This window comes from Nostoc sp., from assembly GCF_036916985.1.
Lineage (GTDB): Bacteria > Cyanobacteriota > Cyanobacteriia > Cyanobacteriales > Nostocaceae > Nostoc.
Genome location: NZ_JBALFD010000018.1, coordinates 17,622 through 44,068, shown reverse-complemented (window position 1 = coordinate 44,068; position 26,447 = coordinate 17,622). Strand labels below are relative to the sequence as shown.

Genomic DNA, 26,447 nt, shown 5'->3' with positions numbered 1-26,447 from the left:
AGTGCTTTGAAGTAATTAGAACTAAAGATAAGTCAGATGTATAATTAGCGCGTCTCCTCCATAATTCCTAACAAGATCGCGATTTAGGAATGGCAGGCTTTCTATTTTTTACTTTAATTAAGGGCTTATGTGGCAACAAGAAAAAAAAGATACTTCGATAGTCAGGCTGGTATTATGGGTTGCCTTAGCTACAACCCCGATGGCAGCAACTCTGGTATTATCAGCGCCAATACTGGCACAATCTACACCGCAAGCGACCTCTTTTCCACTGCCAAAAGCAGTGCAGAATGGCTCAAAAGTAAAGATTGACGGTTCTAGTAGCTTGAGTGCAATCAACCAAAGTCTGAAAAAAAGTTTTGAAAAACAGTTTGTCGGCACAAAGGTTGAAGTTGCTGCTAATGGTACTAGTACGGCACTGAAAAATTTGCTAGATGGCAAAATCGACATAGTAGCAATGGGGCGCGGCTTGACACCAGCCGAAAAAGCCCAAGGACTAGAACAAGTTCGCTTGCGCCGTGAGAAAATTGCGATCGTGGTTAGCGCAGATAATCCTTTCAAAGGAAGCTTGACTAGTAGGCAATTCGCCCGGATTTTCCGGGGACAAATTACCAATTGGTCACAACTGGGAGGGACTTCAGAGAAGATTCGGTTAATCGATCACCCGAACACAAGTGAAACTCGCAATACTTTTCGTACTTATCCAGCCTTCAAAACTGGTGAATTTGCAACAGGGGCTAATGCTACCCAACTAACTGAGGATAATACCGCAGAAATCATCAAACAACTGGGCAAAGACGGTATCAGCTATGTGTTAGCTAATCAGGTATCGAAGTTGAAAGGTGTGCGAGTTCTGCAATTACATCAAGCCTTACCAGAAGATGCGAAATATCCCTTCTCGCAACCTTTAGTCTACGTTTACAAAAAAAATCCCAGCTTAACTATAGTTGATTTTCTCGGCTATACTCTGGCTCCCCCAGGACAGCAGGCTATAGAACAAGCTAGAGTTTCTGAAGCAGAAGCGATCGCAGCCAGGGTATTACAACCTACTGCGTTCACAGCTTTACCCAATGCCCAGACGACACCAGCAGCTACGCCTTCCCCTAGTGCCACTACTTCTGTATTTGCCCAAAAGCCCTTTGTAGCTGCTCCAGCACAAAATAGTCCAAGTGTAAGCAAAGAAACACCCTTGTGGTTGCTGCTACCTTTGTTTTTTGTAACCGCCGCTGGAGGATTATTCTGGTGGGTTTTGGGGAGACGCCCATCCCCTACAGAGAAAACAGACAACTCGCCAGAATCAAATCCTGATTTACCGAACACAGAAAATGGAGAAGTGGCGGTGCTAAATGCCAGCACAACTTCCTCCCTCAATGGAGCGATACTTGAAGAACAGTCAGTGTCGCACTTTCAAGAGCAAGAAACCCCCGATCGCACTCCTTTCAACATCTATGCCCAAACACAATCTGAACTGACCCAGAATGCTACTCAGGGGACATCAAATTTAGTGCAAGAGGTAACTAATGGTACCTCAAACCATTACGAAGGCACATCGGGCAAAACTAATGTATCGGAAAATAACAACTTGGGAGCCGCAGCTTTAGGCGGTGGTGCGGCTCTGGCAACAGGTATCGGGGCAGCTACCTGGTCTACCTTTAACAACAGAGACACAGAAGCAGACTCTATCAATGAGACAATTGAAGTAAATAATTATACGGGGACAAATCATCATGAATCTGATGAAATTGAATGGGACATAGAAGCCCCCGCAGCTGTAGTAAATACTCCATATCCTCACCTGGCTAATATTCCAGAAGATACTTCTGATGTGGAACTGCCTTCATCGGAGGTGACAGCCTCACTCCCAGAATTACCAAATCTGCCAGAAATAACATCTGATTTTGGATATTGGGACACAGCAATTGAAGATGGAGGAGATGAGGAACTTCAAGCAGAGTTGAACTGGCTAGAGAGTATCACCTCAAATGAAGAAGATACAGCCCCAGTAGATGAATTGCCCTTACCAGAGTCTAGCGAAGCGACAACCGATGTCGAACCATCAGCGACACAAACATCTTCACTGTTAAATTTACCAGAAATACCAGAAGAAGATGCCTTTAACGTGGTGGCGGACGCGGCCGAACCGACTGTCGATTTACCAGAAGAAACATCTCCAGCAGAACCGACTGCTGGGGAAAATGTTGCAGAAGCGAACTCCACAGATTTTGCTACTGCTGCGGCTTTAGCAGCAGGCGTAGGGGTTGGAACCTGGGCTAGTACTTTGGCATTAGATGGCCAAGCCGAAATTGATACTCCGGTTGACAATGAGCCAATTGCGGCCGAAACAGCTATTGGTTTGGTAGATGCAGATGACGAGAGCAGTATTGTGCTGACCCCACATACTTATACATTGGCTCATGTCTCTTGGGAGATTTCCGAAGCCAAGAAAGCCTCGCTGCAACAACAGGGTGGCTCTCAATTGGTAGTGCGGCTTTACGATGTGACTGGCATTGACCTGAGTTATCAAAGTCCCAACCTTGTAAAGCAATACGAATCTGAAGAGACAGTATACGAAGGACTGGTGGATATTCCTGTCACCGATCGCGACTACATAGCTGAAATTGGCTATATCGCTTATGGCGAGTACTGGTTACTCATTGCTCGTTCCGCAGTTGTTCGTGTCTTCAATCCGATCCATCCAGATCCCATCGTTGCTGATGTGCCGATTCCTGATGAAACAGATATTGGCTTGGTAGATGTAGACGTAGATGAAGAGAGCAGTATTGTCCTCACACCCCGCACTCACCAATGGGCTGATGTCTCTTGGGAAATATCCGAAACCAAAAAAGCAGCACTACAACAACAGGGCGGCTCTCAATTGGTAGTGCGGCTTTATGATGTGACTGGAATAGACCTGAGTTATCAAAATCCTCAGTTTGTCCAGCAGTATGAATGTGAAGAGACAGCACAGGATCGCTTTGTGGAAATTCCCATCAGCGATCGCGATTACATAGCTGAAATTGGCTATGTCGCTGATGGCAATCGCTGGTTATTCATTGCTCGTTCTGCGATCGTTCGTGTTTTCAATCCTGTCCATCCAGATCCCACAACAGATTCTACAGTTTCTCCAGTTGAAAATGTCGCCTTAATAAGCGAAACCGCTATTGGCTGGGCAAATGTAGAAGCAGAGATCCCTAAAGAAGAGATCCCGGAAGAAGAGATCCCTGAAGAAGAAAGCAGTATTGTCCTCACACCCCGCACTCCCAAATGGGCTTATGTCTCTTGGCACATTTCCAAAACTCAGTCCGAAGCGCTGCAACAACAGGGTGCTTCACAATTGGTAGTGCGACTCTACGATGTAACTGGCATTGACTTGAGTTATCAAAGTCCCCAGTTGATACAGCAGTATGAATCTGAAGAGGTAGCACACGATCGCTTTGTGGCTATTCCCGTGAGCGATCGCGATTATATGGTTGAAATTGGCTATATTACTGATGGCGATCTTTGGTTACTCATCGCCCGTTCTGCTAATGTTCGGGTCTTCAGTCATCCCCACGGAGATTTCTGGTTTGTGGCTGATGCTGAGTTGATTATTCACGGAGCAACCCAACCAAATACAACCGTCAACATTGGTGGTCATACCATCAAAATCAAACCCGATGGTACTTTCCACTTACGTCTCCCCTTTTCAGATGGTTTAATGGACTATCTGATCACGGTAGCTGCTGATGGAGAATCCACAAAAACTATTCATAAGAAGTTCTCTCAGGAAACTTCTGAAAGCTAACAATTCGTGGGGAGCATATCTGTGTATTGGTGTCAACTTAAGCCCAAATTCTTTTAAAACCTCGTTTCCAGCCTCGTGGCTGGAAATGCTACTCCTAGCAGCTCTGCCGCGAGCCTTGAGGCGGAGCCTCTAGGACGACATTCCCAGTCGGAGACTGGGAACGAGATAAAGGGTTTGAAACCCAGGATCGGTAGTTTTTGTTTATATAGACGCGGTTTCTAACCGCCCGTTCCACTTGTAATGTCTGTATTCCACGCAATTGCAAAGCACCATAGTGTCATTTTAAGAGGAAATAGAGAGAGGGAATTTTATTGAGGAGGGTAGTTCTTGCTAAAGGCTAATGGGAACTCCTGCCTCCTGCAACTATTTTTTGACTGCAAAAATCTTCTCAATCACATCTTCTACTACCTTATCTGGCGTGGAAGCACCAGAAGTAATTCCCACAGAAATTTCTCCCTTTGGCAACCAGTTTTCTGTAGTTATTAATTGCCCATTTAATTGTCGATGTTCAATGGAATTTCCTGATTTCAAGCGTTCAACAGTATCAATGTGATAGGAAGGAATTTTCCGCTCAAAAGCAATTTGTTGCAACTGAGTAGTATTCGATGAATTAAACCCACCAATTACTACCATTAAATCTAAATTATCTTCCACTAACTCCAACATGGCATCTTGACGTTCTTGGGTAGCGTCACAAATGGTGTTGAAACTTTGGAAATGCTGATTTAACTCAATAGGGCCATATTTCTGCAACATAGTCCGCTCAAAAAGTTTACCGATTTCCTCAGTTTCACCTTTAAGCATAGTAGTTTGGTTGGCAATGCCAACTCTTGCTAAATCTTGATCGGGGTCAAATCCTGCTGAACAAGCTTTAGCAAATTTGGTCAAAAATTCTTCACGGTTCCCGCCATTGATAATATAGCTAGCAACATATTCTGCTTCTGGCAAATTTAACACTATTAAATACTTGCCAGCAAAGGAACTAGTCGCAACTGTTTCTTCATGTTTATATTTACCGTGAATAATGGAAGTATAATCAATTTTTTTGTGCTTTTCTACTGTATTCCAAACTTTAGATACCCAAGGACAAGTAGTATCAACAATTTTGCAGCCTTTATCGTGAAGTATCTGCATTTCTTGAACGCTAGCCCCAAAGGCGGGTAAGATGACGACATCACCAGTTCCAACAACAGAAAAGTCTTTATTCTTTCCTTCAACAGGGATGAATTTTACTTCCATTTCCTGCATCCGCTGATTTACAGAAGGGTTGTGGATAATCTCGTTAGTAATCCAAATTTGTTCTGTGGGGAAGTGCTGACGGGTTTCGTAAGCCATTGCTACAGCCCGTTCTACACCCCAGCAAAAGCCAAAGGCTTTTGCTAGTCGGATTGTCACATTGCCCCGTTGTAGAGTGTAATTGCGATCGCGAATTTCCTGAATCAAGTTACTCTGATACTCTGACTGCAACTGAGTAGCAACTTCTGCTTGATGACCAAAGCCCTTGCGATTGTAATTTTCTGAATGTTGGAGGCTGCGCTTAAAAGCTTTTGTATCCATGAGATTTGTCTATTTAAACCACTATTTCTTATTTTCTCGTGCCCAGACGCGATTTATACAGAGTTGTATTCAAAGATATTATCAGAGAGCGGGAAAGGCTTAAGGGGAGGGAGCTAAGGGATTTAATGCCCTTACCATTTTCACTTTAACCTTTTACCCTCTTTTTCTTGCTGGGGTTTTAATTCGATCTCGCTATAAATCTGCAATGCAGAACGCCAAACTATATAACCTTCAGGACTTAAGTGCAAGCCATCAGTAGTAAATTCGCGGCGGAGATTTCCTTGTTTGTTGGTAAACAGGGGATGTAAATCGAGATATTTGACACCTTTTTTGGTACAGATGCTTTGTAGTTGCTGATTCAACTCACGAATGCGACTATTGGCAACAGCCAACAGGTTTCCTCGTCCCTTCCAGGTTGCGTCCTCTGCCCCATGTGGCAAAATCGACTGAACAACAATTTGTGCTGTGGGATGCGTCTTTCGTAGGTAATTGATAATTTGCCGTTGATTATCTAAAATTTCTCCATCACTTATCCCCCGAATGAGGTCATTAATGCCAATCATCACAAAAATCACCTCTGGCTGGGTGCGATTAAATATTGTTAATCTTTTCAAGAGACCATTGCTGGTTTCGCCAGAAATTCCTTGATTGAGCCAACTTTTACCCTCAGGTAATAACTCAGGAGGAAACCACAAACTCAAAGAATCTCCCACCAGGATGCTTAAATGCGGAGGACGTTGGTCAGCAGCGACCTTGGCTTCTTGCTTGAGAATATCTACCCACTCCTGGTAAGTGAGTTGGTGACGGCGACCTAAATCAGGTGTAGCAATTGAGCGATCGCTATTTAGGTTGATTGGCTCTGGGGATGTTATTATCCCAAAAAAAGCGGCCAATCTCTGCTGTTGCCAAATTAGCAGAATGACCGCCAACACTAGGATGCCGTTGGTTAACAGCGAGAAAAATGCCCAGAGAGGAAAGGTTTTAAAAGAAGTAGACACGACTAGCGAAATTTACCAATTATTTGAATCAAATTTTAACGCTAGCGATCGCAAATTAGCCCAATTTTGGATTTTGAATTTTGGATTTTGGATTGAAAGAAAAATCTAAAATCTAAAATCCAAAATTGAATGACTCCCTACTGAGTCGGACGGTCGCCAAACTCGGAGTTGTAACCTTCTTCGCCGTGTTCGTTGATATCTAAACCTTGCAATTCTGCTTCCTCTTTAACTCGCAGCCCGACTGTAGCATCGATAACCTTGAGAATAATCCACGTACCAACACCTGCGATCACATAAGCAACGGCAATTGCTACTAGTTCAACTCCCAATTCACCCAAGTTACCACGCAGTACTCCTTCTTTACCTCCACCGTTAACTTGAGTCGTGGCAAAGACTGCGGTTAAAATTGCCCCCACTGTACCACCAACCCCATGCACGGGATAGGTATCTAAAGCATCGTCAATTTCTAGCTTGTGCTTGAAACTAATGGCATAGAAGCAAACAAAGGCGGTGATGAAACCAATTAAAATCGCTGATAGCGGTGTGACAAATCCAGCGGCAGGAGTGATGCCCACCAAACCAGCAACGGCTCCTGTTGCTGCTCCCACGGCGGTTGGTTTACCCCGCAAAGCTGCTTCCAAAATTAACCACATTAAAGCCGCTGCTGCCGCCGCCGCATTGGTGGCGACAAAGGCTGTGGTTGCCACATTTGTAACTACAGTGCCAGAAGTTCCACTAGCCGCTGATAGGGCACTACCGGCGTTGAAGCCGAACCAACCAAACCACAACAAACCAGCACCTAACAAAATAAATGGAACGTTGTGCGGCGGGCTAAGGCGATCGGGATGGGTTTTTCGTGGACCAAGGACGATCGCTGCTACTAGAGCTGAAACACCGGAACTAATATGAACTACTGTGCCACCTGCAAAGTCGAGGGCACCCAATCCACCATACAAACCTAAAAATCCACCTTTCGCCCATACCATGTGAGCTAGAGGGGCGTAAACAAAGGTTGACCACAGTAGGACAAACAGTGAATAGGCGCGGAAACTCATCCGTTCTGCGATCGCTCCAGAAATTAAGGCTGGGGTGATAATCGCAAACATGGCTTGATAGATCATGAATGCCTGGTGGGGTATCGTTCCGGCATAAGAGACGACTTCCGGCGGATTTGACCCTTTAAGATAATCGGTTATCTCTAATCCGACACCATTCAACCCAAGCCACTGTAATCCACCGATAAACGGTAAACCTGGCGCAAAAGAAAGACTATAGCCCCAGAGAATCCAGGTAACTCCCACAATCGCCATTAACACAAAGCTCATCATCAATGTGTTTAAGACGTTGCGCGATCGCACAAATCCACCATAGAAAAACGCCAATCCTGGTGTCATTAGTAGTACGAGCGCTGCTGAAATCAGCATAAACGCCGTATCTCCAGTATCAGCAGTAGGTGGAGCCGCAGCAGCAGCAGGGGCTTGGGCGAAAGCATCGCCCATCAACGGCCCTGCCAAAAACAGTAGGGTCATAGCCCCAATCATCACAAATTTCTTCAACACTTCTTTCTCTTCCTAAGCACCGATGATTTGTATACTTAACTACATTTGATTACTTTTAGTTACACATTTTTGTCTTTAAAGTTACTTAACCTGAATTTTCTGGAAATGTTAACAAAAATATAATCCTGATTGTAGTTGCCAAGCTCGAAATAAGGGTGTATCGATGCAATGATTGCATCTTTTTTTGAAGAATAGCATTTTATTCAAGCGCTACAAAATTCCAAATTTTTAGTTACTTATAGTTACTTACTGTTACAAACCAAAATAATTCTGAGAATTGACAAATATTGGAAATTATCGCCAGTATTTTCCGAAAATTTGCCCAAAAAATATCTCATAAGTTCTCTTCCTATCTCCCGTATAAACGCGTAGATATCTACTTGCCTGATTCTCATCGCTTAGTTACTAAAAAAACTTTTGCAATTTTGCGTGAGATGATCATCTGTTTTAAAGGGAACAATATAAAAGCTATTGGTCAAAAATAATATAGAAAATTTACTTAAGTTCTCGGAGCAAACATGATAATTAATACACTCCCTAAAGCTAGACATACTCCGATTAAGTCGTAACGGTCTGGAGTTACGCCGTCTACCTTCCAGCCCCAAAGCGTTGCCATTGCAATAAACACGCCACCGTAGGCCGCATATACTCTGCCAAAATTTGCCGGTTGGAGAGTTGCAAGAACCCCGTAGAAAGCCAAAGCAATTCCTCCCAATAGACCCCACCAAAAAGGCTTATCTTCGCGCAACCACAACCAGATCAGGTAGCCACCCCCAATTTCAAAGAAACCAGCCCACAAAAAATACAGTAGTGACTTAATCATTTGACCGATTTATTTAATAAGTCGAACTCAGTGAAATTACGCTAACGCTTTTAACTAAACTATTGTCATTAATTAAAGTAAGTTTGTTGACCAAATAGGGACTGGGGACTGGGGACTGGGGACTGGGTACTAAAGATTGGAAGAAATAAGATAAGGGTTCTTTTTTAAGAATTCCCCCCAATTCCAATCCTCATATACCCAATTCCCAATCCCTAATCCCCAGTCCCTAATCCCCAATCCCTAATCCCCAATACCCAATCCCCAGTCCCCAATCCCCAATTCCAATCCTCATATACCCAATCTCCAATCCCCAGTCCCCATCCCCAATCCCCAATCCCCAGTCCCCAATCCCCAGTCCCCAGTCCCCAGTCCCCAGTCCCCAATACCCAATCCCCAGAATGTAGATAAGGCTCACGGATGAAAGCACCATTACCTGATAACGAAGCAGAGAGAATTGAGACGCTTTTACAATATAAGATTCTGGATACGCCATCTGAAGCCGCCTTTGACGATCTTACCCGTTTAGCTTCGTATATTTGTCAGACTCCTATTGCCTTAATTAGTTTAATTGATACAAATCGCCAGTGGTTCAAGTCAAAAGTTGGAATGGATGCCCTAGAAACACACCGAGATTTGGCATTCTGTGCCCATGCCATACTCCAGCCTGACATTTTGGTTGTGCCTGATGCAACAGATGACGAACGATTCGCTACAAACCCACTGGTAATATCTGACCCAAATATTCGGTTTTATGCTGGTGTACCTCTGACTAACCCTGAGGGATACGCGCTAGGAACCCTGTGTGTAATTGACTACGTACCACGAGAACTTAATCCAGAACAACTGGAGGCATTGCGAACCTTAGGTCGTCATGTCATCAAGCAACTAGAATTACGCCGAAATTTAGCAAGTTTGGTACTTGTTACCAAGAAAGGCAAACAGGCGCAGAGGGTACGCAAGCAATTTTTCAAAAAGATTGCAGCCGGTTTGGCTTTGGCGTCGGCAATGGTAGTTATGATTGGCGTGGTTTCTTATCAAAATACAAGAGTATCTACTAATAATCGCAGTCTAATAAAAAAGACTTATACAAAAATCAACAGCCTAGAAAAACTACTGTCCCAGATCAAAGATGCCGAGACGGGACAAAGTAGTTATATCTTCACTGGGCAACAAATTTATCTAAAACCTTATCAAACAGCACTCGCTAACGTCGATCGAGAAATTGCCAACCTGAAGGATTTAACAGCAGATCAACCGAACCAACAAAAGCAGATTGCAACCCTTGAATTTCTCATCACGGCTAAACTTGCTGAACTAAAACAGACTATCAACTTGCGCCAGAACAAGGGATTAGAGACGGCGTTACTAGTACTACAGAAAAATAATCAGCAAAATCTCATGGACGATATCCGCAAGGCAATCAATGAGATGGTGGACGAGCAAAGGGGACAGCTTCAGCAGCAATTACAAACAGCAAAGGCTCGAATTCGCAACACAATTCTGATACTTGCGATCGCAATCTGCCTAAGTTTTATTGTTCTCGTTGTAGTGTATTACTTCATCTATCGTGAGGTTACAGAGCGGAAAAAAACAGAAGAAACCTTAAATCAAGAACGCAATTTTATCTCAACAGTCCTTGATACAGTCGGTATGTTGGTAATAGTTCTCGACACTCAAGGACAAATCGTTCGTTTCAATCAAGCTTGTGAGCAAATAACCGGTTACTCCTTCGATGAGGTGAGGGGTAGGTATTTCTGGAACTTATTCCTAATTCCTGAAGAGTTGGAGGCAGTCAAAGCAGTTTTTAAGCAATTGCTAACTGGTGAAGGCTTCCTGAAGTACGAAAACTATTGGGTAATGAAGGATGGTAGTCGGCGACTGATTGCCTGGTCGAATACCTTCTTAAAAGACTATGAAGGATCAGTGGAATATATTATTAGCACTGGCACTGACATCACCGATCGCAAACGCGCAGAACAGCATCTAACTGCCCAATATGCTACAACCCGCGTCTTAGCAGAGTCAGCCACGATGGGCGAAGCTACTCGCCAAATCTTGCAAGGAATCTGTGAGAGTTTGGCATGGGATTTGGGTGAAATTTGGATGGTCGATGAACAAGCAAACGTGCTGCGTTTTCTCGATATCTGGCATAAAGCATCCCTGGAAATGCAGGAGTTTGAATCACTGAAGCGGCAAACCACCTTTTCGCCAGGAGTGGGACTACCTGGCCAGGTTTGGGCTAGTTCTGAACCTGTTTGGATTGCTGATATTGTTAAAGATATTAACTTCCCTAACTTCAAAATCGCTGCTCAAGTAGGACTGCACGCAGCTTTTGGTTTTCCAATCCGCAGCGACCATAAAATCCTCGGTGTCATTACCTGCTTCAACCGTGAAATCCATCAGCCTGACCAAGATTTGGTCAAAACGATGAATTATATCGGTGAACAAGTGGGGCAATTTATCCAGCGTAAACTGGCTGAAGAAGAAATACAACGCCAAAATTTGCGATCGCAACTATTTACCGAAATTACCCTCAAAATTCGCCAGTCTTTGAAAATCGAAGAAATTCTCCAAATCACTGTCGAGGAGGTACAAAAGATTCTCCAGACTGACCGAGTTTTGATCTATCAGTTTTTACCAGATGAGTCTGGAACCACCGTTACTGAAGCAGTAGTTTCTGGCTTACCAGCGATCAAAGATCAAAACATTACTCCCCTTTATTTACAAGCGGAATATCTACAACAGTATTATCTACAGCAGTACCGTCAAGGACAGATTTTAGAGCTAAATAACTTGGATCTGCCGGAAGTTGAACAAAGCCATCTAGAACTCATACAACAGTTTGGGGTCAAAATCAATTTGGTTGTGCCCATTCTTGTCAAAGAAGAACTGCGCGGTTTGCTCATAGTTCATCAGTGTGACGATTCCCACCACTGGTCTAGCTTTGAAACTCATCTTTTGCGGCAAATAGCTGACCAAGTAGGTATTGCCTTAGTTCAAGCCCAACTATTAGCAGTAGAAACTCGTCAGCGCCAAGAACTGGAAATTGCCCGTCGTCAAGCAGAATTAGCTTCTCAGATGAAAAGTGCCTTTTTGGCAAATATCAGTCATGAAATTCGGACTCCGATGAATGCTGTATTGGGGATGACCAGCTTGGTATTAGATACTCCCTTAGATGCAGAACAGCGAGATTTTATTGAAACAATTCGCAGTAGTGGAGACGCACTTTTAAGTTTAATCAACGAAATTTTGGATCTTTCCAAACTTGAAGCTGGAGAGATGGCTCTCGAAACTCTAGATTTTGACCTATCCACTTGTGTAGAAGAAGTAGTGGAATTATTGGCTCCCTCAGCCCATAACAAGGGATTAGAAATTGCCGCACTGATTGAGCATAACGTCCCCACCCACCTCAAAGGAGATACGGGTAGGCTGCGGCAAATTCTGATGAACTTAATCAGCAATGCGATTAAGTTTACCAGTGCTGGCGAAGTATTAGTACAAGCCGAATTGCGTTCTTTTTCCTCGACTACAGCCACCATCCATTTTGACATCACAGATACAGGTCTTGGCATTAGCCCTGAAGACCAACGCAAACTCTTTACGCCATTTACTCAAGTGGATGCTTCTACCACTCGCAAATATGGGGGTACTGGTTTGGGATTAGCCATCTGTAAACAACTTGTAACCTTGATGGGAGGAGTGATTGGGGTAGAAAGTCAGGTAGGAAAAGGATCTAATTTTTGGTTTGAGGTACTTTTTACCAAGCAAGTTGAACCTGTTTTGCCAAAATACGAACGCCCACGTTTACACAATCGCCGCTTGTTAATAATAGATAACAACGCTACTAATTACAAAGTTATCTCCCATCAAGCTACTCATTGGGGAATGCAGGTAGATCATGTTGACAATATTTCTGCGGCCTTGAAAGTTATTCAACAAGCTGATGATCAAAGGAAACCATATCATATCGCCTTGATTGATATGCAAAAAACCCAAACTTATGGCATGAAAATCAAAGAACAAATTCAAGCTAATTCTGCACTTGCTGAGATCCCTTTGATTATGCTTGCCTCTACTAATCAACGGGATGAAATGCAGCAGGCACTCAAAATCGGATTTGCGGCTTATTTGGTCAAACCCATTAGAGCATCACGACTTCTCGATACCATCATGACTATTTTAGGAGTGCAGTCGGAATCAGAACAAGAGGCTACTAAAAAAATCCAGAGTACAGAAACTTTAGACATTCTTGCTTCCTCTTTCCCTAACCCTTCTACGAAATCCAAGTTAAGAATTCTCCTAGCGGAAGATAATTTGGTGAATCAGAAAGTAGCCTTGAAGCAGCTCCAGAGTTTGGGCTATAAAGCCGATGTCGTTGCCAATGGCAAGGAAGTTTTGCAGCTATTAGAAAAAATTCCTTACGATTTGATTCTTATGGATTGCCAAATGCCAATTCTTGATGGTTTGGAAACCACAAAAGAAATTCATCGTTGGCAAGAGGACGCCTTTGCCCTGGGTCATCGTCCTGTGGTGATTGCGATGACGGCGAATGTGATGAAAGAAGACGAACAAACGTGTCTCAATGCCGGAATGGACGACTATCTGAGTAAGCCAGTGTTTAAAGAAAAATTGGCTGCAACCTTAGAGCATTGGATAGGCGTGATTGCTTCCCAACAAGAGACAATTGTGGATGGACAAGTAGTTTCCAGCACAAACAACGGCATAGATGAGCTAGCAATTGATTGGGAACAGTTGCATCAGATATCGGGAAATGATCAAGAATTTGAACTAAATCTATTGCAATTATGCGTTGAAGATATTAAACCACGTTTAGAGATCATTGAAATAGCGATCGCACATCATGACTTTGAGCAAATAGCACGAGAAGCCCATCACCTTAAAGGTGCTAGTGCCAATATTGGAGCCACAGCTATGTATCTAGCCGCTAACAAACTAGAACAACTAGCTAACGATCAAGACCTGAGAGGCACTACCAACTTAATTTCAGAATTAAATGAATTTGTCAACCGCATTCAAGAATTTTTAACAAAATAGAATAAAGGCGTCATTTTAGGCGTTGATTAATGGTTGCTTTGATGGTAAGCAGATTGGCGCGGTACGGGGTTGGTCATTTATAAACCTTGCTACGATGTCCAATATCTACAATTTTTACCAATAAAACATCATCGAAAATATCGTATATAACTCGATAATCGCCTACTCTAACTCATCTAGGGTACTGTCATAAGCTTGATCTAACAGTACGTTGATTGTATTGATTAACTGTTCCCGTTCGTGTTTGGTTTTCATTTTTATACCTCTTCCAAATTTTCCAACAGTTTACTTATTTATTCCTTTAGTAGTGGTAGCAACAATGACGCTAGCTCAGAATTAGTTTTAAGAATAGTTCTTAAAGCTTGAATTTCTATGATTCATTATGACCATCTCAGCTTGCGAGATTTTTGAGCAGCGCCATCTTTCTCCCCACTCCCTACTCCCCAATATTCAACAATTTCGCCATCGCCAACCGTTGTAGTTTCCCGGTAGCACCACGAGGTAGTTGATCTAAAATGTGAACTTGTTTAGGAACCTTGAAGTCTGCCAGCATGGTTGAACAGTGAGTTAAAAGTTCTTTTTCGCTAACTTCTGCTTTCAGAACTACAGCAGCGTGGATATCTTCTCCTAAAGATTTGTGGGGGACAGCAAAAGCTAAGGCTTCGGCGACAGCGGGATGACGCAGTAAGACATCATCCACTTCTAACGGAGAAATTTTTTCCCCACCTCGGTTAATCAATTCTTTAATGCGTCCAGTCAGGCGGAGATAGCTGTCTTCGTCCACAGTACCCTGATCTCCTGTGCGGAACCAACCGTTTACAAAAGCAGTGGCATTAGCTTCTGGATTGTTTTCGTAGCCATCTATAACATTAGGTGCTTTTACCACCACTTCACCCAAGCTTCCCTGAGATAATAGGTTGCCTTCAGAGTCCATAATCCCTACTTCCACACCGAAGCCATAACCCACAGTACCCGGTTTCCTGACTTTTGGCGGTAGGGGATTAGTGGTCATTAAGTGAGATGCTTCAGTCATGCTATAAGCTTCTACCACCGGAGCATTCAGAGTAGCCTCTAGCTGTTCAATGATAACCGGGGGCAAGGAAGCGCTACTAGAGCGAATGAAACGAAAGCGATTAGCTTTGACAATTTCTATGTTGCGGCTAGCGCGTGCCAAAATTGTCTGATGCATAGTTGGCGCTGCGGAGTACCAGGTGGGTTTGTAGGTATCTACCAGTTTCCAAAACTCCAGGGCATTAAAACCATTGGGACAAACTAATGTACCGCCCGATGCCAGAGTTGCCAGCAAACAGCCCACCAATCCGTGAATATGGAACAGGGGCATTAGACAAAGTGTCGTATCTGCGGCTGTGAGTGAGTAAGCACCAATGAAGTTGTTGGCTGAAGCGATTAAGTTGCGATGACGAATTGGCACACGCTTGGGACGACTCGTAGTGCCGCTAGTATGGAGAATCATCGCTATATCATCAGACTGAGGCAAGGGAGCAGGGGGCGGGGAGCAGGGGGGAAGTTTCTCTTTGACTAATTCAAAGCTTAATGTGCCGTCAGTGTTTACCTTGGCATTAATCAGCATCATATCGGGTGTGACAGCAGCAATGGCTGTTTCTGGCTCCTCAGATAACGTAATCAGTGCTTTTGCTTGGGTATCTTGGTAATAAAAGGCAAATTCTTCTTGCTTGTATTTGGGATTTAAGGGTGCAGCAGTGCCACATAAAGCAGCAGCCAAAAAGGTAATCGCCATTGGTGAACCGTTACTCATCGCAATGGCAATACGTTCTCCCCGTTTCAATCTAAAGCTGTTGAGTTGGGATACTAGTCCAAGAACATTGTCGCGCAATTGCTGATAAGTTAGCGATCGCCCCTCAGGCGTAACTAGCGCTGGATGATTGTCTTCCCCTGCTAAAAGCTCAAATAAATTCATTTAAAACCTCCAGATTAATAAAATTGGGCATGGAGTAAAGAAATGAGATTCCCCACTCAGCACTCAACACTCAGCACTCTTGAGGGGCATTGGGCATTGGTAAAGAAACTCTTTTCTTATTTTTGAATTTTGAATTTTGAATTGTTAACCTCCTTATCCTCATTGTCCCACTTGTCCACATTTCTCATACCCCATGCCCAATTCCCAATTCAAATAAGTTGACGGCAAAAAACAAGAGCTAAAATTAAGTCAATAGTGTGGAGTGTGGCTGTCGTGACTAGAAATCAGAAAAATCTTTTTCAGCAACTAAACCCCATAGATAAAATATGGATCGTCGGAATTTTCTAAAGAATCTCACTTTAGCAGGATCTAGCTTTGCCTTAACTAGTTGTATTCAAGGCAGAAATTCCACCAAATCGCAGGGTGAGGCGTCTCCCTTAGCGTCGCCAGTGGCAGTAAATGAACCTCTCAAGGTGGGATTTGTCTATGTGGACTCTGTGGGTGATTTTGGCTGGACTTATGCCCATGATTTAGGTCGCAGAGACATGGAAGCCAATCTTCAAGATAAGGTAAAAACTACTTTTGTTGAAAATGTCAAAGAAGGTGCTGACGCTGAAAGGGTAATTCGCCAATTAGCATTAGATGGTAACAAGTTAATTTTTACAACTTCCTTTGGGTACATGAACCCAACAATTAAAGTTGCCAAAGACTTTAATGATGTTGTCTTTGAACACTGTACAGGATACAAACGTGCTAGCAATGTTGGCACTTATCTGGGACGCTTTGAAGAACCCCGTTACTTAACCGGTATGATTGCTGGCAAGATGACAAAATCAAATGTAGTTGGTTTTATTGGCGCATACCCAATTCCAGAAGTAATCCGGGGAATCAGTGCATTCACTCAAGGAGTACGGTTAACAAATCCCCAAGCAAAAGTTAAGGTACTTTGGGTGCAAAGTTGGTACGATCCAACGAAAGAAAGAGATGCGGCTCAAGCTTTGGTCAATTTAGGTGCAGATATATTAACACAACATACCGACTCTAGTGCTGTTGTCCAATTGGCTGAGGAAAAAGGTATTTATGCTTTTGGCTACAACACTGATATGAGTAAGTTTGGTCAAAAAGCCCACCTGACATCAGCTATTAATAAATGGGGCAAATTCTATACAGATAAAGCTTTAGCTGTAATGAGTAATACTTGGAAGTCTCAAAATATTTGGGATGGTATTGGTCAAGGAATGGTGGATATTTCCCCAATGAATGAGGCGATTCCGGCTGATGTGCAACAACTAGTGTATGCGAAGCGCGATGAGTTTATTGAGGGTACTGCACACCCTTTTAATGGCCCGGTGAAAGACCAAAAAGGGGTAGTGCGAGTGCCAAAGGGTAAGGTGTTGGATGATCGGGGACAATTAGCGATGGATTGGTATGTTGAGGGAATTGAAGGGTCAATTCCGAAAGGGAAATCTTAGCACTGCTACATAACAGGTTGAAGTAGCTGATTTTTTCTTGCGGGGGCGATCGCTCTACGTCATTACACAACCACATAATAGCGTAGGCGTAGCCCGTCGTAGACATCGCTTGCAATTTACACTTCTTTTCTAGAGCGATCTCCAGCTTGTGGTGAATCTGTTTGCGATCGTTCCCAGTGGTAAATGCGATCCGTCCCCCATCTCGCTTTTCGTATCGAAACATTAAGGAATATTGCATTTGTGCAGAAACCTGAAGGAAAAGCGCCAAATCAGTAGAAAGACCGTGGTAGTATGCTCTGGGTAAATGTGAAGATTGGGAGAAAGACCTTTGACACTACGGGTTGCTGTTATTGGGTCAGGCCCAGCTGGTTCATCTGCCGCTGAAACACTGGCCGCCTCTGGGATTGAAACCTACTTGTTTGAGCGGAAGCTAGACAATGCAAAGCCTTGTGGGGGCGCAATTCCCCTGTGTATGGTGAGTGAATTTGACTTACCACCAGAGATTATTGATCGCCGGGTACGGAAGATGAAAATGATTTCGCCTTCCAACCGCGAGGTTGATATCAATCTGGTAAATGAAGATGAATATATAGGAATGTGCCGCCGGGAAGTGCTGGATGGCTTTTTGCGCGATCGCGCGGCCAAACTAGGCGCAAATTTAATTAATGCCACTGTTCATAAACTCGATATACCAGGAAACAATACTGACCCTTATACCATTCATTACATTGACCATACAGAAGGGATATCACAGGGTATTGCTAAAACCCTGAAAGTGGATTTAATTATTGGGGCGGATGGGGCTAATTCTCGCGTTGCTAAAGAAATGGACGCTGGGGATTACAATTATGCGATCGCTTTCCAAGAGCGAATTCGCTTACCCGAAGACAAAATGGCCTACTATAACGACCTCGCCGAAATGTATGTCGGTAATGACGTTTCTACCGACTTCTACGCTTGGGTTTTCCCCAAATATGACCACGTAGCTGTCGGTACTGGCACGATGCATATTAATAAAGCCAGCATCAAACAGTTACAAGCTGGTATCCGCGCCCGTGCTTCCGAGAAGCTAGCTGGCGGTAAAATCATCAAAGTCGAAGCCCACCCCATTCCTGAACATCCTCGTCCCCGTCGTGTTGTTGGTCGCATCGCCTTGGTGGGAGATGCTGCTGGTTATGTTACCAAGTCTTCTGGTGAAGGTATTTATTTTGCCGCTAAATCTGGGCGAATGTGTGCCGAAACCATTGTGGAAACATCTAATGGTGGTAGCCGGATTCCTACAGAAGGTGACCTCAAGGTTTACCTGAAGCGTTGGGATAAAAGATACGGACTCACCTACAAGGTGCTGGACATTCTACAAACCGTATTCTATCGTTCCGATGCCACCCGCGAGGCATTTGTGGAAATGTGTGATGACCTTGATGTACAACGGCTAACATTCGATAGCTATTTGTATAAAACGGTTGTCCCAGCTAATCCCATCACCCAATTGAAGATTACTGCCAAAACTATTGGTAGTCTAATTCGGGGTAATGCCCTTGCACCTTAATTGAGGGCAAAGGACTGGGAATTTCAACAAATACATTACTCAATTTTGTGGGGTGGACATCCTGCACGCTCATGAATCAGGGCGGGCAAGATGCCCACCCCACAATATATATTTTTATCATTTGATAGTAATGGTTAGTGAGGAAGGCTAATCATGCAACTAAATCGATTCGACAACATTCAGGAATTCTGGCACTGCACTCAGGCTTACTTACTCCAGCATCAGGTAGAAAATAATGTTTTGCTCAGTATTTTGCATACCTTGTTGCATAACCCAGAACGTTATCTAAGTAAGCCTTATTTAGCAATTGTCCAAACAAGTGGCGAGATTCTGGCTGTTGCCATCCGCACCCCACCCCGAAAATTGATCCTATCCAAAGCCCAGAATATGGATGCTTTGCAGTTGATTGCTCAAGATTTGCGTCAAGAGCAACTGCCAGGAAGCATGGGACTGGCAACTGAAGCAGAAATATTCTCGCAGACTTGGCAAAGGCTGACAGGACAATTCTATCAACGGTCGGTGGTAATGAAAATTTACCAATTAACGGCAGTGCAAAGAGTCTCAACGGCCAGGGGATATCTCAGATTGGCAACAAAAAGCGATCGCTCTCTTTTGATCGAGTGGCTTTCTGCATTTTTATCTGAGATAGATCAGGCGGTGAGCGAAGATGTCGAACACCAAGTAGATAATCAGTTGAAAGAGCAGAATACTTATTTTTGGGTTGATAGCACGCCAGTTTCAGTTGCATCTAGCAAACAATTGTTAGCTACAATTGGTCGGATCAATTTAGCTTATACGCCACCAGAGTATCGTCGCCAAGGATATGCCACTGCCTGTGTCGCAGCGTTAAGCCAAAAACTGCTAGATCAGGGATGCCGCCATTGTTTCGTCATAGCAAATTTAGCCAATCCTACAGCTAATCATATTTATCGAGCGATTGGGTATTGCCCCATTTGCGATTGGCACGGATACTCATTCACCTCAAAGGAGTAAGGATAATAAAGCGATGCCTACGGCGGGCTACGCCTACGCTCCAGACTGTTAAAGTCAGAGTTTTGGCAAACCTCCTCTAATATCATGTCCGGTTGAACACTTGTCATGCTTGGGTGGAGGTTATACAAATTCACGAAATTATTGATACAAATCACTTCCTCTGCTTCCTCTGCTTGCCCATGTGTATCATTTTTTAAGTGAAATGGTATTAGGTATGCTGTATTCTGAACTTCAGCGATAAATTGCTTTTTGAATAAATGCTTAATTTTATTTCCTATTTGTTTTTGGCTCAAGCATCGCCTTCTCCTGCACCACAGGAAATTTTTATTCCCCAACAAACAAGACCTTTAACAGGACATCTTGACGAAGTACCAGTATTTAACAGTAATAACCCAGAAGTAGTTCAGAGTGAAGGAATTCTGCTATCTACATTTCCTCCTCAAGGCAAAAAAGTACCCAGCGCTCACCTGAACTTTCCATTTCAGGGACGGTTTGATTTATTTTCTCACCATATTGCTAGAGCGATTGAGACTCCCAATGATTTGCGGACTCTTTATTTGGGAGTGATTGTTTACAATCCTAGCGATCGCCCTGCAACTGTAAATATCTTGCAAGCAGCTAGTTATGTCAGTCAACCTGATGCACCTTTTGTCAAGCTTCCCCCCATGCAATCAAATAATTCGGGAGACATTTATGCTGGGCCAGGCGATCGCGTGATGAATGATGTGCTGCGAGTTAGACGGCAGTCAGGATGGCCAACCCAGTTGGTAATTCCAGCAAAACAAAGCCGGATGTTAATGAATCATCCCATTCCAGTGCGGACTTTAACGCCGCCATTGAATGGACGTTCTACTTTGTTACGTTTGTATAGCGATAATCCAGTTTATCTGGCCAACCTGGCCATGTTTGCTAAACCCAATCCCGATGGTAGTGAGCGATCGCCAACCTTAGAAGAATGGGAGAATTTATTAGAAAATGGTGATTTTGCAGGGCCCCGTGAATCTGCCCCCAGTCCTCCAGATAAACTTGCAGGGGCAACAGAAATTTACGGACGGGTAGCGGGGGTAGCTGTTGGCTCTCGTTGGCAAGCACAAGTTACCGACTCTAATAGTTTATACCTGACAATTCCCAAATCAGGACAGGCTTTTTCCTACGGTTTAAGCACCCTTTTAGCAGGCAAAATGGGTACTGGACAAAACCAAACTGCGAAACTAGTGGCGCGTTATCCTGGTACTGCTTACGAAGCTCATGGCAACTACGGCATTGAATACAATATCTCTCTACCATTATTCAACAATACGGATAAGCCGCAAACTGTAAATGTGCTTTTCCAAACGCCTATTAAAGAAGATGAGTTAAGTAAACCAGGACTGCGCTTTTTTTCACCACCTGAACCATCTGTCTTTTTCCGTGGTACTGTTCGTATTCGCTACAATGACGATAATGGTTTACCCAGAACCCAATACTGGCACTTAGTTCAACAACGAGGACAGATGGGAGAACCGCTTGCTCAATTAAAAATATCTCCTAGTCAGCGCCGACTCGTAGAAGTGGATTTTCTCTACCCACCTGATGCTACGCCCCCTCAAATGTTGACAATTCAAACTTTAGACCAAACTTAACAATTTAAAATTCCTAATGATGATCTTTGAGAGACGCTGCGCGTAGCTTAGGGACTGACAAATAAAAGGGAAAAGGTTAAAGGGGAAAGGAATGAACAAATCGCGCCACTTGCGGGCGAGGTTTTTACCTTCCTCATAAAATTTGGATTATTTCGCTTGACTTCGGGCAAGGTTTTTACCTTTCCCCCTTCCCCTTTCCCCCTTCCCCTTCTTCATAAACTGGGCGGGCAAGATGCCCACCCCACAATATTGGATAATTATTTCTTAGAGTTCTCTAATTCAAGCCGACGCATTCACAATGTAAACTGACGCATTCACAATGTAAGCTGACGCATTCACAATGCAAGCTGACGCATTCACAATGCAAGCTAACGCATTCACAATGTAAGCCGACGCATTCACAATGCAAGCCAATGCATTCACAATGCAAGCCGACGCATTCACAATGCAAGCCGACGCATTCACATTGTCGGGTATTGCTAAATTTAATTCGCTACGAATTAATCAAATGCTGTACTAAATATATAGGACTCATATTTGATTTTTTAACAAAACTCAGTACACCTTTATTCCTTCTTCCCAGTCCCTTACCTCTATGATTGATTCAGAAATCAAAGACGCTCGATAGCGCAGCGTTAGCGACGCAGGAGCGTCTGACTCGCTACCGCTTCGCTATCGGATTGCTATAGCTTTGCGTTCTTAGTCTTATGGAATACAGGTCTTTAGTTTAGTGCAATTTCTGATAAAACAGATGTTGTTCTTAATCTACTGGGGCAAAATAGAAAACATGACGATTGAATCCAATTCCTCTAATCTACCAACCCCAGAACCAGACCCCGAAAACGATTCGCAACCAAATGACTTTGACGGTAGTGCAACTGAGAAAAACCTTAATTCAGAAGTACTAGCGTCACAACAAGCACTAGCGGCGATCGCGTCTTTAAAATCTCCCCAATATACAACTGCGTTACAACAAGCTCGTTCTGAAGTCAAGCACCCCACTACCAAACAATTCACAGTTAAGCCCAGGGCATTGCTGATTACTCTAATTGCGATCGCCATCACCTTCATTGGAATTATCCTTAATAACTGGATCGTCGGCATTATCGGAACGCTGATCACTTTGCTGTTATCCGTGGCGATATTATTACCTTGGTTCCAAGAAGTTTTAGACGAGTGGTTTTCACTCCAAGAACGCACCCTGTTTGTAGCCTTTTTGGGACTATTAGTAGCCATCATCGGCTTGATCAGATTCACAGGTGTAGGCGATCGCTTACTTGTTTTAGGACGCCAAATTAACTGGGACATTTCTGGAACCCTAGCAGAATGGTTTGGCGCATTGGGGCAAATTCTGATTGCCATCATCGCCGTTTACGTGGCGTGGCGACAATATGTCATTTCCAAAGACTTGACAATTCAGCAAAACCTACTGACAGTTCAGCAAAATATTATCACCCAGCAACAGACCATTGATTCCTATTTTCAAGGCGTTTCCGACTTAGTATTAGACGAAGAAGGATTATTAGAAGATTGGCCCCAAGAAAGAGCGATCGCTGAAGGACGTACAGCAGCAATTTTAAGTAGTGTTGATGGGAGTGGGAAAGCGAAAATTCTCCGCTTTCTCTCACGTTCCAAGTTGTTATCACCTCTAAAACGCGATGGCCGATTAGGTCGAGCCATTCTTGACGGGAGTGGCGGATATGCAGAAGACCGTCTTGAAGGTGTGCGCGTCATCGATTTAGGCGTAATGCTAGCCGCAGCAGACCTTTCTGGCACTGATTTGCGTTGGACTGATTTGAGCGAAGCTAATCTTGTCCGCGCTAATCTGGCCGGTTGTGACTTAGTAAAAGCCAATCTCTCCCGCACAATTTTATATAATGCTAATCTCAGTGGTGCTGACCTGAACGGGATTCGCCTATTCTACGGTGTACTGGAAAAAGCATCACCCCGCAGTCGCACTGAACCACCAGATTATGAAATCGGCGAACACACTGGCGCTGTAGTGGAAAATGCCGATTTGACGAATGTACAACGGATGTCTGAGTCAGCACGTTGTTATTGTTGCACTTGGGGTGGTGAAAAAACCAGAGGTACTATTCCTGGTGGTTGTGAAGGTATTCCTAATAAGTTGGGAAGATAGTTATACCAAATTCAATACAGTTCAGAATGCAATACTTGTCGGTTAACGGGAAAAGGGGAATGGGAAAGGGGAAAGAAAAGTTTAGTAATTCTCGCCTTCAGGTAGAGTGAGGATTTCAACGCCATCTTCAGTTACAGCTAAGGTATGCTCACATTGAGCAGAAAGCTTGCGATCGCGCGTGACAGCAGTCCACTTATCGCTGAGAACTTCGACTTCGTAAGTACCTTCATTAATCATTGGCTCAATGGTAAAAACCATCCCTGGTCTGAGGCGTTTGCCCTTACCGCGTGTGCCATAGTGGGGAACATCGGGTGCAGTATGGAAAATGTTACTGATGCCGTGTCCAACGAAATCTCGCACCACAGAAAAGCCTTCTCCTTCAGCATATTCTTGAATGGCTGCACCAATGTCGCCAATGCGTGCCCCAGGTTTAACTTCAGCAATACCCAAGCGCAAACATTCTTCTGTCACCTCTACCAACTTCCTCGTTTTTGGAGAAGGAGTACCAACAAAAAATGTCTTAGATGTATCGCCGTGATAACCTTCAACAATCGGCGTGACATCAATATTAATGATGTCACCTTCTTTCAGGATTTGCTTGGCGTTGGGAATGCCATGACAAATTACCTCATTTACACTGGTGCAGATCGATTTCGGATAACCCTTATAGCCAAGGGGTGCGCTTTTTGCTCCATGCGCTTGTGTCCAGCGTTCGGCTTCATCATTTAGTTCAAGAGTGCTAACGCCTGGCTTCACAAATGGTTCGAGATGCTGGAGGAGTTTAGCTGCTAAACGCCCAGCTTGACGCATTTTCTCTATTTCTCGTTGGGATAAAATAACAATTAGTTCAGTTTTCATTAACTTTTATCTAGAAATCTTTCATAAACATAGTTAACCCTGTCTGTGCAGCTCTTTGGGCAGCATCAGCAACCTTTAGAGTATATAAGCTCTCCTCTGGGGTAACGTACAAAGGAGTGCCATCAAAAAGATGATCTAACACCATACTCGTGTCTTTGGCGAATAAACCCCGGCGAGGCCCAACCTCTATAGATGTTGTTTCTCCTGGCTGGATGAAAATTCCGGTGTCGCCATCAAAAATTAAACCACCTTTTTCACCGTGAACTTCAAACTTGCGTTCTGATTGCCAAAGACTTTCACCTTTGCCATAGACTACTTGGGCTAAAAGTCCACTGTTAAAGCACAGTTCACTAGTGCAGAAACAGGTTTGGTAATATTCCGGTTCTATTTCCCAATATCGCTGGTGACAGTTAACTGTAAATACTTTACCAAATAAATCTGTGAGACGATGTAGGCGAGACAAAGCACCAATTAAGGGAAAGCCGAAAAACTCGTGGTTATAAGTCCATTTGCGGGGTGCAGGATTTTGAGGATTGATGGTGCTGTAGCGAACATAAAACACTTCACCAATTTTGGCTAAGTTTTGCTTCAAGGCTTGATGCAAACCACCTAAAAGTTCCAGGTGTTCCACGTGCAGGAGTTTTTGTTGTGCTTTGGCTAAAGCAATCAGTTCTTCAGCTTCGACTACATCCAACGAAAGAGGATACTCTACAATCACATGTTTGTCGTTGATTAGTGCTGCACGAGCGATCGCACCATGATCTCGATTAATCGTAGAGATTGCCACTAGGTCTATATCTTCACGTTCTACTAGCTCTTGCCAAGAACTCAATGTTTCAATCTGGTACTCTTTAGCAAAGGCTTCGGTTTTTTCGCTTGTATGACCAACAACTGCGACTAAGTGCGATCGCTCATCGTGGAGCAATGCCTCAGCCCGAAACTTTGCCGCATACCCAGTACCGATCAAACCTACACGCACTTTTGCTTTTTCCGAAGCAGCTTTTGAATTATACATGATCCTCACTAGTTCTGTTTTTGATCGTCTCACGCTTCTAGTGGTAAGATTCTCTCTTCATGGGGTTCACCAGTCTAGACTCTACAACATTCGTCCGAACCCCTCAAGCAGGTATGAGACTTTATTTTCAAAAGAAAGCCCCCTTTTGAGAGCAGAGCTAACTTGATGCACAATACACAATATTTGTCAAATAATGAACAGAAAAATTTTGGAAAAAGTTACCGCGTCAGCTTGCTTTCGTCGGGGTATGCGATCGTGGTCTAAGGGACTGACAAATAACAAAATATCCAATTAACTCTTATGGGGTGGGCATCTTGCCCGCCCAGTTTATATGGCGGGCAAGATGCCCACTCCACAATATTGGATAATTACAATTTAGATAATTTATTTCTTGGAGTTCCCTAATTTCAGATTAGAAAATGAAACAGCCCCGCTTTTTACAGGAGTTACGGGATCTGTTCTGCGTAAGTCCGACAAAATCCAGGTAGCATTAATATTGCTCATGTCTTTTATATATAAAATAAATTTTTCTTATTGCAACCTGACTAAGGTCGAAAGTAACATAAATAAAACTTATCAGGATTAAGTAACTAAATTTCATTACTAATCGGGTTCAATTTCCAGTCACATCGTTTAATTTTTCTCGTAGTATCAGAATTGAAGCAAATTTAAACCAACGGCTAATCCCACAGAACAGCCGTGACCTTTGCCTTAAGATAACTTATACTGCCGTTTGCAAAAGAGAGGATTACTCAATGCCAAGTTATAAAGTCACACTAATCAACGAAGCCGAAGGACTGAACCAAACACTTGATGTTGATGATGATGTCTATATTCTAGACGCGGCTGAAGAAGCTGGTCTTGACCTGCCCTACTCTTGCCGCGCTGGTGCTTGCTCTACCTGTGCAGGTAAAATCATCAAAGGTACTGTCGATCAAGGCGATCAGTCATTCTTAGACGATGAGCAAATCGAAAAAGGATATGTACTGACTTGTGTCGCTTACCCAACCTCTGACGTAACAATCGAAACTCACAAAGAAGAAGACCTTTACTAAGAACTAAGCAACTCAACCATAAACCTCTTGC

The 26,447-nt window shown here is 43.6% G+C and carries 17 protein-coding genes; 8 read left to right on the top strand and 9 right to left on the bottom strand.

Features of this window, described 5'->3' with window-relative positions:
- Positions 1–127 precede the first annotated feature (127 nt).
- A complete protein-coding gene (locus tag V7L07_RS06210; protein ID WP_335056000.1) occupies positions 128–3,781 on the top strand; it encodes a DUF4912 domain-containing protein in 3,654 nt (1,217 codons plus the stop codon).
- 363 nt (positions 3,782–4,144) lie between these two features.
- On the opposite strand, the gene V7L07_RS06205 is transcribed toward V7L07_RS06210, so the two are convergent.
- From V7L07_RS06205 to V7L07_RS06185, 5 genes are all read right to left on the bottom strand, one after another.
- A complete protein-coding gene (locus V7L07_RS06205; protein ID WP_335055998.1) occupies positions 4,145–5,338 on the bottom strand; it encodes a 4-hydroxy-3-methylbut-2-enyl diphosphate reductase in 1,194 nt (397 codons plus the stop codon).
- A 140-nt stretch (positions 5,339–5,478) separates the two neighbouring features.
- Positions 5,479–6,336, bottom strand: a complete 858-nt coding sequence (locus V7L07_RS06200) for an SGNH/GDSL hydrolase family protein (RefSeq protein WP_335055996.1) — start codon at positions 6,334–6,336, stop codon at positions 5,479–5,481.
- A 137-nt stretch (positions 6,337–6,473) separates the two neighbouring features.
- Positions 6,474–7,865 carry an ammonium transporter gene (locus V7L07_RS06195; protein ID WP_442936017.1) on the bottom strand — a complete coding sequence of 464 codons (1,392 nt, stop codon included), beginning with the start codon at positions 7,863–7,865 and terminating at the stop codon, positions 6,474–6,476.
- A gap of 529 nt (positions 7,866–8,394) precedes the next feature.
- Positions 8,395–8,718 (bottom strand): YnfA family protein, encoded by a 324-nt coding sequence (locus V7L07_RS06190; RefSeq protein ID WP_335055992.1) that lies wholly within the window; start codon positions 8,716–8,718, stop codon positions 8,395–8,397.
- A 226-nt stretch (positions 8,719–8,944) separates the two neighbouring features.
- Positions 8,945–9,133 carry a hypothetical protein gene (locus V7L07_RS06185; protein ID WP_335055990.1) on the bottom strand — a complete coding sequence of 63 codons (189 nt, stop codon included), beginning with the start codon at positions 9,131–9,133 and terminating at the stop codon, positions 8,945–8,947.
- A 2-nt stretch (positions 9,134–9,135) separates the two neighbouring features.
- Between V7L07_RS06185 and V7L07_RS06180 the strand changes: the two genes are divergently transcribed.
- Positions 9,136–13,773 (top strand): GAF domain-containing protein, encoded by a 4,638-nt coding sequence (locus V7L07_RS06180; RefSeq protein WP_335055988.1) that lies wholly within the window; start codon positions 9,136–9,138, stop codon positions 13,771–13,773.
- A 73-nt stretch (positions 13,774–13,846) separates the two neighbouring features.
- On the opposite strand, the gene V7L07_RS06175 is transcribed toward V7L07_RS06180, so the two are convergent.
- Together V7L07_RS06175 and V7L07_RS06170 are read right to left on the bottom strand one after the other, a co-directional pair.
- Positions 13,847–13,912 carry a hypothetical protein gene (locus V7L07_RS06175; protein WP_335056413.1) on the bottom strand — a complete coding sequence of 22 codons (66 nt, stop codon included), beginning with the start codon at positions 13,910–13,912 and terminating at the stop codon, positions 13,847–13,849.
- Between the two features lie 297 nt (positions 13,913–14,209).
- On the bottom strand, positions 14,210–15,712 hold the full coding sequence (locus V7L07_RS06170) for an acyl--CoA ligase (RefSeq protein WP_335055986.1): 1,503 nt from the start codon (positions 15,710–15,712) through the stop codon (positions 14,210–14,212).
- Positions 15,713–16,038: 326 nt separating this feature from the next.
- On the opposite strand from V7L07_RS06170, the gene V7L07_RS06165 reads away from it, so the two are divergent.
- From V7L07_RS06165 to V7L07_RS06145, 5 genes are all read left to right on the top strand, one after another.
- Positions 16,039–17,184 (top strand): BMP family ABC transporter substrate-binding protein, encoded by a 1,146-nt coding sequence (locus V7L07_RS06165; RefSeq protein WP_335055984.1) that lies wholly within the window; start codon positions 16,039–16,041, stop codon positions 17,182–17,184.
- Positions 17,185–17,512: 328 nt separating this feature from the next.
- Positions 17,513–18,733 (top strand): geranylgeranyl reductase, encoded by a 1,221-nt coding sequence (gene chlP / locus V7L07_RS06160; protein ID WP_335055982.1) that lies wholly within the window; start codon positions 17,513–17,515, stop codon positions 18,731–18,733.
- 153 nt (positions 18,734–18,886) lie between these two features.
- Entirely contained in the window at positions 18,887–19,726 is an 840-nt protein-coding gene (locus V7L07_RS06155; protein ID WP_335055980.1) for a GNAT family N-acetyltransferase, read from the top strand.
- Positions 19,727–19,983: 257 nt separating this feature from the next.
- Complete coding sequence (locus V7L07_RS06150; protein WP_335055979.1) at positions 19,984–21,348, top strand: DUF3370 domain-containing protein; 1,365 nt, start codon at positions 19,984–19,986, stop codon at positions 21,346–21,348.
- A 787-nt stretch (positions 21,349–22,135) separates the two neighbouring features.
- Positions 22,136–23,488: a pentapeptide repeat-containing protein gene (locus V7L07_RS06145; RefSeq protein ID WP_335055977.1), complete on the top strand. Its 1,353-nt coding sequence runs from the start codon at positions 22,136–22,138 to the stop codon at positions 23,486–23,488.
- Positions 23,489–23,569: 81 nt separating this feature from the next.
- On the opposite strand, the gene map is transcribed toward V7L07_RS06145, so the two are convergent.
- Both map and V7L07_RS06135 read right to left on the bottom strand, forming a co-directional pair.
- A complete protein-coding gene (map, locus tag V7L07_RS06140; RefSeq protein WP_335055975.1) occupies positions 23,570–24,346 on the bottom strand; it encodes a type I methionyl aminopeptidase in 777 nt (258 codons plus the stop codon).
- A 10-nt stretch (positions 24,347–24,356) separates the two neighbouring features.
- Positions 24,357–25,361 (bottom strand): Gfo/Idh/MocA family protein, encoded by a 1,005-nt coding sequence (locus tag V7L07_RS06135; protein WP_335055973.1) that lies wholly within the window; start codon positions 25,359–25,361, stop codon positions 24,357–24,359.
- A 755-nt stretch (positions 25,362–26,116) separates the two neighbouring features.
- Between V7L07_RS06135 and V7L07_RS06130 the strand changes: the two genes are divergently transcribed.
- Complete coding sequence (locus tag V7L07_RS06130) at positions 26,117–26,416, top strand: ferredoxin (RefSeq protein ID WP_334776259.1); 300 nt, start codon at positions 26,117–26,119, stop codon at positions 26,414–26,416.
- Positions 26,417–26,447: the final 31 nt, after the last annotated feature.

Bases quoted from the DNA above. Each gene is read 5' to 3' on its own strand.
- V7L07_RS06210 (WP_335056000.1), top strand. From the start codon at position 128: ATGTGGCAACAAGAAAAAAAAGATACTTCGATAGTCAGGCTGGTATTA.
- V7L07_RS06205 (WP_335055998.1), bottom strand. From the start codon at position 5,338: ATGGATACAAAAGCTTTTAAGCGCAGCCTCCAACATTCAGAAAATTAC.
- V7L07_RS06195 (WP_442936017.1), bottom strand. From the start codon at position 7,865: ATGACCCTACTGTTTTTGGCAGGGCCGTTGATGGGCGATGCTTTCGCC.
- V7L07_RS06190 (WP_335055992.1), bottom strand. From the start codon at position 8,718: ATGATTAAGTCACTACTGTATTTTTTGTGGGCTGGTTTCTTTGAAATT.
- V7L07_RS06180 (WP_335055988.1), top strand. From the start codon at position 9,136: ATGAAAGCACCATTACCTGATAACGAAGCAGAGAGAATTGAGACGCTT.
- V7L07_RS06170 (WP_335055986.1), bottom strand. From the start codon at position 15,712: ATGAATTTATTTGAGCTTTTAGCAGGGGAAGACAATCATCCAGCGCTA.
- V7L07_RS06165 (WP_335055984.1), top strand. From the start codon at position 16,039: ATGGATCGTCGGAATTTTCTAAAGAATCTCACTTTAGCAGGATCTAGC.
- V7L07_RS06155 (WP_335055980.1), top strand. From the start codon at position 18,887: ATGCAACTAAATCGATTCGACAACATTCAGGAATTCTGGCACTGCACT.
- V7L07_RS06150 (WP_335055979.1), top strand. From the start codon at position 19,984: ATGCTTAATTTTATTTCCTATTTGTTTTTGGCTCAAGCATCGCCTTCT.
- V7L07_RS06145 (WP_335055977.1), top strand. From the start codon at position 22,136: ATGACGATTGAATCCAATTCCTCTAATCTACCAACCCCAGAACCAGAC.
- map (WP_335055975.1), bottom strand. From the start codon at position 24,346: ATGAAAACTGAACTAATTGTTATTTTATCCCAACGAGAAATAGAGAAA.
- V7L07_RS06135 (WP_335055973.1), bottom strand. From the start codon at position 25,361: ATGTATAATTCAAAAGCTGCTTCGGAAAAAGCAAAAGTGCGTGTAGGT.
- V7L07_RS06130 (WP_334776259.1), top strand. From the start codon at position 26,117: ATGCCAAGTTATAAAGTCACACTAATCAACGAAGCCGAAGGACTGAAC.